This window comes from Kitasatospora sp. NPDC030952 (assembly GCF_055571335.1).
Map to the genome: position 1 here is coordinate 16928 of NZ_JBVIFM010000003.1, position 12727 is coordinate 29654.

Consider the following 12727-nt stretch of genomic DNA (forward strand, 5'->3'; position numbering starts at 1 on the left):
GCGTGTGAGCCCACTCAGCCGACGCGCCCGCCAAGTACGAGAATTCGGGTGCGCATGGCAACGACCATCCTCCCGTCCGGGGTGGCGTGTCAAGCAGGTGGGATGACCGTCTCGCCATGCGGACCGGCTCCCGGACCGGCCACGGCCCGGTGTTCGGGCAGGTCGGAGGCCCCGTGGTGATGTACGACACGTCCCCCCGGGGAGTCCGACCGGCCACTCGTACGGGGGTCCGCGGCCAGGTAGCCGCGGCGGGCGGAGAGCGAGCCGAGCGGCTTGGGCAGCGGGTAGCCGCGGCGGCCCAGCGCCCGGCGCAACCGGGTCTCGTCCAGCGGCGGGGCGAAGGCCGAGCCCTGGGCCAGCCGGCAGCCCAGTTCCTGCAGCGCGGCGACCTGCCGGGGCAGGTCCACCCCCTCGGCGGCGGTGGCCATCCCGAGGTCCCGGCCGAGCCGCAGGACGTGCCCGGCCAGGGTGCGGCTGAGCCCGGACTCGCCCAGGTCCTGGACCAGCGTGCGGTCCAGCTTCAGCCCGTCCAGCGGCAGCCGGGCGAGCGCCCCGAGCGAGCCGCCGCCCGCGCCGTAGCCGGCCAGCCAGGTGGAGACGCCGAGTCTGCGCAGCGCGGCCAGCCGGCGGCCGAGTTCGTCGGCGAGCCGGTCCGGGCCCATCCGGGCCACCTCGATCACCAACCCGCCGGCCGGCAGCCCGCTGTCGCGCAGCGCCGCGGCCACCGTCTCGTACAGGCCGGGCGAGCAGAGCCGCTCGACGGAGAGCCGGACGGCCACCGGGACGGGCGCCGGCGCGCCACGGCCGCGGGCGGACGGGTCGCGCCGGCCGGCCGCGGCGGTGACCGCCTCGTGGATCAGCCAGCGGGAGAACCGGGCGCCGGCGTCGCCGTGCTCGGCCGAGCGCAGGAACTCGGCCGGGGTGAGCAGCAGTCCGCCCGCCGAGCGCCAGCGGGCCTGCGCCTCGACGGCGGTGATCGCGCCGCTGGCGAGGTCCACCACGGGCTGGTGGAGGAGGGCGAACCCGCCCTCCCGGACGGCCACCCGCAGCCGTTCCTCCAGTTCGCTGCGGCGCTCCAGGTCGGCCCGCATCGCGGGGGCGTAGAGCACCACCCGGCCCTTGCCCTCGGACTTGGCCCGGTACATCGCCAGGTCGGCGTTGCGCATCAGCTCGTCGGCGGCGGCCCTGGGGTCGGCGGCCGGGCCGCGTTCCGGGGTGCCGAAGGCGATGCCGATGCTGGCGGCGACGCCGAGTTCGACGCCGCCGATCCAGTACGGCTCGGACAGCGCGACCCGCAGCCGCTCGGCCAGTTCCTGGACCTGCAGCTTGCCGAGCGGGCCGCAGACCAGCGCGGCGAACTCGTCGCCGCCGAACCGGGCGACGGTGTCCCCGCAGCGGACGGCGCCCTGCAGCCGGCGGGCGGCCTGCACCAGCAGCTCGTCGCCGACCTGGTGGCCGGCGGTGTCGTTGACCGCCTTGAAGCCGTCCAGGTCGAGGAAGAGCACCGCGATGCCGGCGCCGGTGCCGCCCTGCTGGCCGCGGGTGCCGAGGGCGCCGCGCAGCCGCTGGGTGAACAGTGCCCGGTTGGGCAGGTCGGTGAGCGGGTCGTGGAACGCGTTGTGCTGCAACTGGGCCTGGAGCATGACGCGTTCCGTGACGTCCCGGCTGTTCAGCAGCAGCCCGTCGCGGTGCCGGCTGACGGTCGACTCGACGTGCAGCCACTCGCCGACCCCGGAGCTGATCCGGCACTCCACCCGGGCCGAGGACTCGACGGTGCCCGGGGTGCGGTGCGCGGCGAGCCGCACCCGCGCCAGGTAGCGGCGGACCTCGGAGAGCACCCGGCCCACGTCCTCGGGGTGGACGAGGTCCAGCAGGTTGCCGCCGACCAGTTCCTCCGGGTCCCGCCCGTAGACGCCGAGCGCCGCCGGGGAGACGTACGAGAGCACGCCGTTGGCCCCGGCGATCATGATGACGTCACTGGAGCCCTGCACCAGGGAGCGGAAGTGCGCCTCCTTGTGGGCGAGCTCCTGGGCCAGCGACAGGTTGTCGAGCAGCATGACGCCCTGCCTGAGGATCAGTGCCAGCCCGACGGTGCACGCGGCCGCGGCCACCACGCGGTCCAACTGCCTCCCGCCGAGGGCGTTGTAGAGGATGCCCGCGGTGCACACCGCGGCGGCCGCGTACGGCGTGAGCGCGCTGAAGGTGGTGGCCACCCGGCGGCGCGGCAGACCGCCGGCCGAGGGGTGCTCGCGCAGCGGTCGGCGCCAGCGCGAGGACCACGGCGCCCACGCCAGCAGCAGGCTGCCGGCGAACCAGCCGGCGTCCAGCAGTTCGCCGGAGTGGTAGCTGCTGTGCAGCTCCGGGGAGGTGAACAGGGCGTCGCAGGTCACGGTGACGGCGAGCGCGAGCATCGCGGTGTGCACCGCCGCCCGATTGCCGTCCCGGCCGCCGAAGCGCAGTCCGACCACCAGGCTGACCAGCAGGATGTCCAGCACCGGGTAGGCCAGGTTGAGCGCCAGGTCCAGCGGGGAGCCGCTCTCGCCGGCCGCGATCCGGCCCAGCGCCAGGCTCCAGCCGAGGGTGAACAGCGAGCCGGCGATCAGCCAGCCGTCCAGCAGCAGGCACAGCCAGCCGGCCGCCGAACGCGGGTGCTGGGCGAGCACCAGCACCCCGGTGATGGCGAGCGGGGGGAAGAGCAGGAAGGCGTACTGGGCGAGCGAGCCCTGCGGCACCGTGGCGGTGCGCACGACCACCTCGTACCAGCCCCAGGTGCCGTTGCCGAGGGAGACCATGAACGAGGAGAGGCCGAACAGCAGCCAGGCCGGGCGGGCCTGGCCGCCGACCGTGCAGCCGTACACCAGGCAGGACAGCGCGGCCGCCAGCGCCGCCGCGGCGAGTCCGAAGTCGCCCATGAACTGGGCGAGTTGGTGTGACCCCCAGCCGGTGGAGGCGCCCAGGGCATAGGCCAGGCAGAGCCCGCCGAGGGCGAGGCCGGGCAGCGCGCGGCCCGTCCGGAGCCGGCCCAGCGGGCCGCGCCCGGCGGGTGCGGGCGGGTCGGCGGCGGACGCGTCGGCGGGCGGCGCGCCCGGTCGTCCGGCTCCGGGCAGCACCGTATCGGTGGAGCTCACTCGGCCTCTCCCCCTCCGGCCCGGGGCCTGGCGCCCCGGCCACGGACCACCGGCCGCGTACCTCTCGGCCGTACGCGGCGGCCTGGCGCCCCGTCAGGACGGCGACCCAGGGGGTGGGCGGCCTTTCGGCCACCGCACCGCACCGATGCTCCCGCTCGGGACCCTACACCAAATCCGTCACTCAATGACACGCACACTCAACTTAGAGTAATGGCGACACGGCGGGGAAATGGCGCCGAATCCGACCGATCGGCCCGGTTGGCGGCGGCGCGCGGGCGGGGGCTCACGCGGCGCGCACGGGAGCACGCGACGGCGCCCGCCCACCCGGGGCGGGCCGTCGCCGACCGTTCGGGAACGGTCGGCGACCTGCGGATTCACCGGCCCGAGGGGGCCAGGTCATCGGGGAACAGCCGTAGCCGGTGGGCCAGCGCGGCGGCCTCGCCGCGACCGCCGACCTCCAGCTTGCCCAGGATGTTGGACACGTGCACGCTTGCGGTCTTCGGAGAGATGTACAGCTCCTCGGCGATCTGCCGGTTGGTCCAGCCCCGCGCGAGCAACCGGAGCACGTCCCGCTCACGGGGGGTGAGCCCGAAGGAGTCCCCGACGGCCTGGACCGGCGCCGCCGCGGCCGGCGGGCGCTCGGCCGGGGCCAGCACCAGCCCGGCCCGCTCGGCCAGCGCGGTGACCTGCGCCCCGAGCGGCCGGTCGCCGCGGACGGCCGCCAGTTCGCCCGCCTCGCGCAGCAGTTCGGTCGCGGGCTCGCGCCGCCCGGCCCGTACCTCCGCCTCGGCGGCCCGCAGCAGGGCCAGCGCCAGCGGGTACGGCAGCCCGGTCGACCGCAGCTCGGTGACGGCCCGGGCCCACTGCTCGGGGGTGTCCGCGGCCGCGGCCCGGGCCAACTCGGCCTCCAGTAGCCGGGCCCAGCCGTGGTGCAGCGGCGACTGGGGCCGCAGGTCGGCGGCGGCCGCGGCGATCGCGGCCAGCACCCCGGCCCGGCCCGCCTCGGTCTCCGGCCGCCCCAGGCTGTCCGCCTCCACCCCGGCGGCCTCCACCAGCAGCGGGTAGACGTCGGACTCGTAGCCGAGCCGCCCGTCCTCGGCGAGCGCGGCGAGCAGTTCGGCCCGGACGTCCAGCGGCCGCCCGTCATGCGCGGCGATCCGCACCGCCAGCCGGCTGATCGGCACGGCGTGCTGCGCCTGGCCGACCCGGTTGGCCGCCCGGGCCTGCGCCAGCATGGTCGCCGCGCTCGCGAAGTCCCCGTGCAGTACGGCGAGGTCGCCGCGCATCCGGTCCAGGAACTCGCCGTGGGAGCCGGGGAGTCCGATCAGTTCGCTGGCGGCGAGCAGTTCCTCGGCCTCCCGGAGCCGCCCGAGGTCGGTCAGCGCCTCGACCAGGTTGCCGGTGAGGATGTTGCCGATGTTGCGCTGCAGCCCGTTGCCGTCCGCGAACTCCAGCCCCTCCCGGGCCAGTCGGACGGCCTCCTCGGCCCGGCCGAGGCCGCGCTGCATGCTGGCCAGGTTGTTGATGCCGCGCAGCAGGAGGTCCGGGATGCCCAGCAGCCGGGCCCGCTCGATCGCCTCGGTCAGCTCGGCCAGCCCGCCCTCGGCGTCGCCCAGCAGGTCGTAGCGCAGGCTGCCGAGGGTCATCCGGGCGTGCACCTCGACCGAGTGGGCACCGACCTGCCGGGCGATCCGGATCGCCCGCTCGGCCAGCTCCAGGTGCTCCATGCGCGGGGTCTTGACCACCGCCACCCCGGCGGCCAGCGCGAACACCTCGGCCTGCACCGCGGACGGCGGCAGGTCCTCCACCAGCCGGTGCGCGCGGGTGATCTCCTCGTCGTCCCCGGAGCGGCGCAGGTTGCCCAGCATCCGGGCCCGGTTGATCCGGAACCAGGCCGAGCGCACCGGGTGCTCCGCCTCGTCGACCAGCCGGAGCCCGCGCTTGGCCAGGCTCAGGCCGCGCTCGCGGTCGCCGCAGCGCCGGGCCGCGACCACCGCCTCGGCCAGCACGTCGACCAGCTGGATCCGGTCGCAGTCGGCGTCCGCGGGGCTGTGGTCGCAGGAGCCGGGCGGGTAGGTCTCGGCCCAGTCGTACGGGCGCAGGGTGTGCGTCAGCACCTCTTCGGAGACCTGGTCCCAGAGCTCCAGAGCCCGCTCCAGCATGCCGAGTTGCTCGGCGAAGGCGTTGCGCCGGCGGGCCGCCCGGGCGGCGTCCAGGGCGGTCGGCAGGGCCCGGGCCGGGTCGTGCGCGTGGTACCAGTAGTTGGCCAGCCGGGCGGGCAGCGCGTCGGCCGGGACGAGCTGCGGCCGGGCCTCCACGGCGAGCGCGAACTTGCGGTTGATCCGGTGCCGTTCGCCGGGCAGCAGGTCGTCCGAGACGGCCTCGCGGACCAGCGCGTGCCGGAACCGGTAGCCCTCGCCCTCGCTGTCCGGGCGCAGGATGTTGGCGCCGACGGCCGCCCGCAGCGCCTCGATCAGCTCCTCCTCGTCGTCGGCCAGGACGGCGGCCAGCAGGGCGTGTTCGACGTGCGAGCCACCCTCGGCGGCGATCCGCACCACCCGCTGGGCCTCCTCGTCCAGCCCCTCGACCCGGACCAGCAGGATGTCCCGCAGCGAGTCGGTCAGCCCGGCGCCGCAGCCGTCGTCGAAGGCGGTGGCCAACTCCTCGACGAAGAACGGGTTCCCCTCGGAACGGCGCAGGATCCGGTCCACCAGCTGGCGGTCGGGCACGGCGGTGCCGAGGATCCCGGCCAGCTGGGCCGCCACCTCGCGGCGGCCGAAGCGTGCCAGCTCCAGCCGCTGGACGGTGCGCAGCCGCTCCAGCTCGGCCAGGAAGGGGCGCAGCGGGTGGCGGCGGTGCAGGTCGTCGGTGCGGTACGTGGCGACCAGCAGCACCCGGGAGCGGTGCAGGGTGCGCACCAGGAAGGCCAGCAGTTCGCGGGTGGAGCGGTCGGACCAGTGGAGGTCCTCGACGGCGAGCACGAGGGTACGTTCCGCGCCGAACCGTTCGAACAGTCTCGCCGTGTGCTCGAACAGCCGGGCCCGGCCGTACTCGTCGTTGGGTTCGCCGTCCGCCTCGCCGAACTCGGAGAGCAGTCTGGCCAGGTGGCCCTCGCTGCCGGCCGCCGCGGCCTCGAACTCGGCGCCCAGCGAGCGGTGCAGCCGACGCAGCGCGGCCGCCAGGGGTGCGTACGGCAGGCCCTCCGCGCCGACCTCCAGACAGCTGCCGAGCGTGGTGACCGCTCCCCCGTCGGAGGCCCGCTGCAGGAACTCCTCCAGCAGCCGGGTCTTGCCGATGCCGGCCTCGCCGCCGATCAGCACGGCCTGCGGGCTGCCGGTGCCCGCCCGGCGCAGCGCATCGGTCAGTTCGGTGATCTCGCTGCCGCGGCCGACGAAGACGGGACTGACCGATATCTGCTGCATGGAGGCGAGCATGCCATAGCCGGAGCCGCCGGTGAGAGGGGTTATCTCGGCCGGCGAACGCCCGGAGGGGGAGGCGCTGACTCGCGGCGCCTCCCCCTCCGGAACTGCGTCGGCACCGTCGTGGTGCCGGTCCGTCAGCATTCCGGCTGACGCACGGGGCGCCGCTGGAAGCGGGCGGCCACCGGACGGCGGCGCAGCCGGCCGGCCTGCTTGGCCTCGCGGACCAGACGCTCGTGCTCGGCGCGGGCTTCGAGCTCGTGGGCCTGCTGCTGGATGAGCTGGTACTCGATCACTTCGGGTTCCCCCTCGGGTTTCACCTTCGTTTCCCTGACAAGTAAGAGCTTCCTCCCCCAGTGGGGGGCACCACATCGGGAGCGTGCCCCATCTTCCGAAGGCCGAGGGCCTTAGATAGGGCGCCAGAAAAGGTTTAAGGCCCTGTCTCACCTAGATACATAGGTGAGACAGGGCCTTAGGCCTTACTTAGGGGGCCTTAGATGCCTTAGATGCCTTAGGAAGGCGGGCTTGACGGCCTAGGCACCCGAGCCTTCTCAGGCGGAGACGCCGAGCTTCTCCAAGATCAGGTCCTTGACCCGGGCCGCGTCCGCCTGGCCACGGGTGGCCTTCATGACCGCGCCGACCAGCGCGCCCACGGCCGCCACCTTGCCGTCGCGGATCTTGGCGGCGATCGCCTCGTTCTCGGCGATGGCCTGGTCAACGGCGGCGCCCAGCGCGGAGTCGTCCGAGACCACGGCCAGGCCGCGCTTCTCGACGACCTCGTCCGGTTCGCCCTCGCCGGCCAGCACGGCCTCGATGACCTGGCGGGCCAGCTTGTCGTTCAGCTTGCCCTCGGCGACCAGCGCGGCGACCCGGGCGACCTGCGCCGGGGTGATCGGCTGCTCGCTCAGCTCGGTGCCGGTCTCGTTGGCGCGGCGGGCCAGCTCGCCCATCCACCACTTGCGGGCCTGGTCGGCGGGGGCGCCGGCCGCGATGGTCTCCTGGATCGGCTCGACCGCACCGGCGTTGAGCACCGACTGCATGTCCTTGTCGGACAGGCCCCACTCGGCCTGCAGCCGGGCGCGACGCACCCGCGGCAGCTCCGGCAGCCCGGCCCGCAGCTCCTCGACCCACTCCCGGGCGGGGGCCACCGGCACCAGGTCCGGCTCGGGGAAGTAGCGGTAGTCCTCGGCGTTGTCCTTGATCCGGCCCGAGGTGGTGGACCCGTCCTCCTCGTGGAAGTGGCGGGTCTCCTGGACGATGGTGCCGCCGTCGGTCAGCACGGTGGCGTGCCGCTGGATCTCGAACCGGGCGGCCCGCTCCACGCTGCGCAGCGAGTTGACGTTCTTGGTCTCCGAGCGGGTGCCGAAGGTCTCGGTGCCGTTCGGGCGCAGCGACAGGTTGACGTCGCAGCGCATCTGGCCCTTGTCCATCCGGGCCTCGGAGACGCCCAGCGCCTTGATCAGCTCGCGCAGCTCGGCCACGTACGCCTTGGCGACCTCGGGGGCCCGCTCGCCGGCGCCGACGATCGGCTTGGTGACGATCTCGATCAGCGGGATGCCGGCCCGGTTGTAGTCGAGCAGCGAGTGGGTGGCGCCGTGGATGCGACCGGTGGCGCCGCCGACGTGGCTGGACTTGCCGGTGTCCTCCTCCATGTGGGCGCGCTCGATCTCCACGCGGAAGGTCGAGCCGTCCTCCAGCTGCACGTCGAGGTAGCCGTTGAAGGCGATCGGCTCGTCGTACTGCGAGGTCTGGAAGTTCTTGGGCATGTCCGGGTAGAAGTAGTTCTTCCGCGCGAACCGGCACCACTCGGCGATCTCGCAGTTCAGCGCCAGGCCGATCTTGACGGCCGACTCCACGCCCACCGCGTTGACCACCGGCAGCGAGCCCGGCAGGCCCAGGCAGGTCGGGCAGGTCTGGCTGTTCGGCTCGGCGCCCAGCTCGGTCGAGCAACCACAGAACATCTTGGTCTTGGTACCCAGCTCGACGTGGACCTCAAGGCCCATCACCGGGTCGTACGACGCGAGAGCGTCCTCGTAGGAGACCAGGTTCATGACGCTCACAGCGTCCCTTCTCACTTGAAGCTTGGGAGGTACGGGCCCGGCCCCACACAGCACGTGGGACCGGGCCGGGGCGTCAGCCCAGCAGCACGTCGTCGGAGCCGAGCTGGCGCAGCTCGCGGACCAGCAGGGCCGTGCCGGTGATCAGCGCGGCGGCACCGACCAGGGCGTTGACCAGCTTGAGGGTGTCGCTCTCCTCGCGGGCCTTGCGGACGTCCTTGACGATGGAGACCGCACCGAACGCGCTGGTGCCGATGGACAGCCACAGGCCGGGCTTCGAATGCTTCCACCCCTTGATGGAGCTCGGGGCCTTGGCCTTCTCGATCTTGCTCACAGTGCCGGTACCTCCTCCAGCAGGGTGTGCCCCCACTTGTCGTTGAGTGCGGCCTCGACGGCGCCGCCCACGCGGTACAGGCGGTCGTCCGCCATCGCGGGAGCGATGATCTGCAGGCCGACCGGGAGATTGTCCTCCGGAGCCAGGCCGACCGGCAGCGACATGGCCGCGTTGCCCGCCAGGTTGGACGGAATCGTGCACAGGTCGGCCAGGTACATCGCCATCGGGTCGTCGGCGCGCTCGCCGATCGGGAAGGCGGTGGTCGGCGTGGTCGGCGAGACCAGCACGTCCACGCCGGCGAAGGCGGCGTCGAAGTCGCGCGAGATCAGCGTCCGGACCTTCTGGGCCGAGCCGTAGTAGGCGTCGTAGTAGCCCGAGGAGAGGGCGTAGGTGCCCAGGATGATGCGGCGCTTGACCTCGTCGCCGAAGCCGGCCTCGCGGGTCAGCGCGGTGACCTCCTCGGCCGAGCGCGAGCCGTCGTCGCCGACCCGCAGGCCGTAGCGCATGGCGTCGAAGCGGGCCAGGTTGGAGGAGCACTCCGACGGCGCGATCAGGTAGTACGCCGGCAGCGCCAGGGTGAAGGACGGGCAGGACACCTCGACGACCTCGGCGCCCAGCTCGCGCAGCAGCTCCACCGACTCGTTGAAGCGCTGCATCACGCCGGTCTGGTAGCCCTCGCCGGCGAACTCCTTGACGACGCCGATCCGCATGCCGCGGACGTCGCGCATCCTCGCCGCCTCGACCACGGCCGGGACGGGCGCGTCGATCGAGGTGGAGTCCAGCGGGTCGTGCCCGGCGATGGCCTCGTGCAGCAGCGCCGCGTCCAGCACCGTACGGGCGCAGGGGCCGCCCTGGTCCAGGCTGCTGGAGAACGCGACCAGGCCGTAGCGGGACACCGAGCCGTAGGTCGGCTTGACGCCGACGGTGCCGGTGACGGCGCCGGGCTGGCGGATCGAGCCGCCGGTATCGGTGCCGATCGCCAGCGGGGCCTCGAAGGCGGCCAGCGCGGCGGCCGAGCCGCCGCCGGAGCCGCCGGGGATGCGGGTGAGGTCCCACGGGTTGCCGGTCGGGCCGTAGGCGGAGTTCTCGGTGGAGGAGCCCATCGCGAACTCGTCCATGTTGGTCTTGCCGAGGATGACGACGCCGGCGTCCTTGAGACGGCTGGTCAGGGTGGCGTCGTAGGGCGGGATCCAGCCCTCGAGCATCTTGGAGCCGCAGGTGGTCGGGATGCCCTTGGTGGTGAAGACGTCCTTCAGCGCGAGCGGGACGCCGGCCAGCGGGCCCAGCTCCTCGCCCTTGGCGCGCTTGTCGTCGACGGCCTTGGCGGCGGCCAGCGCGCCCTCGGTGTCGACGTGCAGGAAGGCGTTGACCTTCTTGTCGACGGCCTCGATGCGGTCCAGGTGCGCCTGGGCGACCTCGACGGCGGAGACCTCACCCTTGGCGATGGCGCCCGCGGTCTCGGCGGCGCTGTAACGGATCAGCTCGGTCATCTCGGTCAGTCCTCCCCGAGGATCTGCGGTACACGGAAACGCTGCTCCTCGGCGGCGGGGGCGCCGGACAGCGCCTGCTCCGGGGTGAGCGACGGCCGCACCTCGTCCGCGCGCATGACGTTGGTCAGCGGCAGCGGGTGGGAGGTCGGCGGGACGTCCTGTCCGGCGACCTCGGAAACGCGGGCGACCGCGCCGATGATCACGTCGAGCTGCTCGGCGAAGTGGTCCAGCTCTTCGGGCTTCAGCTCAAGACGCGACAGCCGGGCGAGGTGGGCGACCTCCTCGCGCGTGATGCCAGGCATGCAGCGATCCTCAGGGTGAGTTCTGGTGAGACCCGGCGACGCCTGCGGCGCTGCCGGGCCCGGGCAGGAGCAGCCTGGTTCGGCGCTCCGTCCTCGTGGTCTTTGGACCCCATCCTATGGGGCCCGGCCCGGCCACCGGCCAACGAGTGGAGCCGTGCCCCCGTTACCGACCTTCACTGGGGCCTGGTACGGGCCCACCCCTGCGCACCCGGCGCCTGGAAGCCGATCTGCGCGGCCGGCAGCGCCGGACCGCGCTGGACGCCCTGGACGGCGGGCGGCAGCACCGGCGGGAGGGTCGGCGGCAGCGCCGGGGGCAGCGCGCCGGGCTGGACGGCCGGCTTGACCGCGGCGGACCGGTCGACCGGCCTGATGATCGACGGGAGCTGCGAGGCCGGGCCGAAGCGCTCCACCGTCGGGGCGCCGGTGGTGCGGTGCACCCGCAGCCAGGCGGTGGCCTGCTCGGCGGGCAGCGCGGCCGACACCAGCCAGCCCTGGACGGCGTCCACGCCCATGCAGTGCAGCCGCTCCCAGGTCTCGTCGTCCTCGACGCCCTCGGCGACCACGGTCAGGCCGAGCGAGTGGGCCAGCTCCACCGAGCAGCGGACCACCGCCGCGTCGTGGTCGTCGGCGACCATCCGGGAGACGAAGGAGCGGTCGATCTTCAGCTCGCCGACCGGCAGGCTGCGCAGCCGCACCAGCGAGGAGTGGCCGGTGCCGAAGTCGTCCAGGGACATCCCGACGCCGTAGCCGCGCAGTTCGGCCAGGGTGTCGGCGGCGCGCCGGGAGTCGTCCAGCAGCAGCCGCTCGGTGATCTCCAGCTGGAGCGCGTGGGCCGGCACCTGGTGGCGGACCAGGTGGCCGGCGACGCGCTGGGCGAAGCCGGGGTTGAGCACGTCGCGCGGCGAGACGTTGACCGCGACCTGCACCTGGAGGCCCTGGTCGCGCCAGGAGGCGAGTTGACCGACGGCCGCCTCCAGCACGTAGTCGGTGAGCCGGGGCATCAGGCCGCTGGACTCGGCGAGCCCGACGAACTCGTCCGGGGAGACGTTCCCCTGTCCGGGCCGCTCCCAGCGCAGCAGCGCCTCCAGGCCGACCACCCGGCCGTCGAAGGCCACCTTCGGCTGGTAGTGCAGCTGCACCTCGCCGGTCTCCAGGGCCCGGCGGAGGTCCCCGAGCAGGCCGATCCGGTACGGGGTGTCGGCGTCCTGGGTCTCGTCGTACTGGGCCACCCCGCTGCACTCGCGCTGGGCGTGGCCCATCGCCACGTCGGCGCGGCGCAGCAGCGACTCGGCGTCCTGGGCGCCCTGCGGGTAGACGCAGACGCCGGCGCTGGCCTCCAGCACCAGCAGCAGCCCGTCCAGCCGGATCGGCGCGGCGAGTTCGGCGATCAGCGCCTTGGCGACGCGCTCCAGGCTGTCCGGGCAGTTGATGCCGGGCAGCAGGACGGCGAACTCGTCGCCGCCCATCCGGGCCACCATCGGGCGGCCGCGCCGGTAGTGCCGGGGCAGGCCGGCGAAGACGTCGTCGATGGACTCCCGGGTGGCGCTGCCGGCCGGGCCGCCGGAGCGCAGCGCCCGGTGGAGCCGGCGGGCGATGTGAACCAGAAGGCGGTCACCGGCCGTATGACCAAGTGTGTCATTCAGTGATCGGAAGCGGTCGAGGTCAAGCAGGATGAGACCGACGCTGCAGCCTTCCTCGCGCTCGACGATCGCCTCCTGGGCGGCCAGCAGCAAGGCCTGACGGTTGGGCAGATCCGTCAGGGGGTCGGTCAGCTGGTCGCGGGCGCGGTCGCGGGCGATCCGCCAGGCCGCCACCAGGACGGCCAGCGGGACCGCGAACAGCGGCAGCAGTTCGGGTTCGTACCGGTAGACCAGGACGGCCAGCGGGATGAGCGGCGCGGCTCCGGCCAGCAGCACGCCGAGCAGCAGGACCGCACCCGCCACCCCCTGCGGCGGGCGTGTGGGCGCGCCGCCGGTCGTACGATCCATAAGCCCTGT

General features: G+C 73.8%; 7 protein-coding genes and 1 pseudogene. All 8 read right to left on the reverse strand.

Features of this window, described 5'->3' with window-relative positions; all coding sequences use genetic code 11:
* Positions 1-89: 89 nt before the first annotated feature.
* Positions 90-3026, reverse strand: a complete 2937-nt coding sequence (locus ACZ47G_RS07755; RefSeq protein WP_465740883.1) for a putative bifunctional diguanylate cyclase/phosphodiesterase — start codon at positions 3024-3026, stop codon at positions 90-92.
* Positions 3027-3502: 476 nt separating this feature from the next.
* Positions 3503-6550: a helix-turn-helix transcriptional regulator gene (locus ACZ47G_RS07760; RefSeq protein ID WP_465740577.1), complete on the reverse strand. Its 3048-nt coding sequence runs from the start codon at positions 6548-6550 to the stop codon at positions 3503-3505.
* Positions 6551-6684: 134 nt separating this feature from the next.
* Positions 6685-6843, reverse strand: a complete 159-nt coding sequence (locus ACZ47G_RS07765) for a hypothetical protein (RefSeq protein ID WP_465740578.1) — start codon at positions 6841-6843, stop codon at positions 6685-6687.
* A 255-nt stretch (positions 6844-7098) separates the two neighbouring features.
* Complete coding sequence (gene gatB, locus ACZ47G_RS07770) at positions 7099-8607, reverse strand: Asp-tRNA(Asn)/Glu-tRNA(Gln) amidotransferase subunit GatB (RefSeq protein WP_465740579.1); 1509 nt, start codon at positions 8605-8607, stop codon at positions 7099-7101.
* Between the two features lie 73 nt (positions 8608-8680).
* A complete protein-coding gene (locus ACZ47G_RS07775) occupies positions 8681-8938 on the reverse strand; it encodes a hypothetical protein (RefSeq protein WP_465740580.1) in 258 nt (85 codons plus the stop codon).
* Entirely contained in the window at positions 8935-10428 is a 1494-nt protein-coding gene (gene gatA / locus ACZ47G_RS07780) for an Asp-tRNA(Asn)/Glu-tRNA(Gln) amidotransferase subunit GatA (protein ID WP_465740581.1), read from the reverse strand. Before gatA ends, ACZ47G_RS07775 begins: the two co-directional genes overlap by 4 nt.
* Positions 10429-10433: 5 nt before the next feature.
* Positions 10434-10730 carry an Asp-tRNA(Asn)/Glu-tRNA(Gln) amidotransferase subunit GatC gene (gene gatC / locus ACZ47G_RS07785; protein WP_030057414.1) on the reverse strand — a complete coding sequence of 99 codons (297 nt, stop codon included), beginning with the start codon at positions 10728-10730 and terminating at the stop codon, positions 10434-10436.
* A 173-nt stretch (positions 10731-10903) separates the two neighbouring features.
* Positions 10904-12697 (reverse strand): annotated as a pseudogene (locus ACZ47G_RS07790) (putative bifunctional diguanylate cyclase/phosphodiesterase); the annotation flags it as partial.
* Positions 12698-12727: the final 30 nt, after the last annotated feature.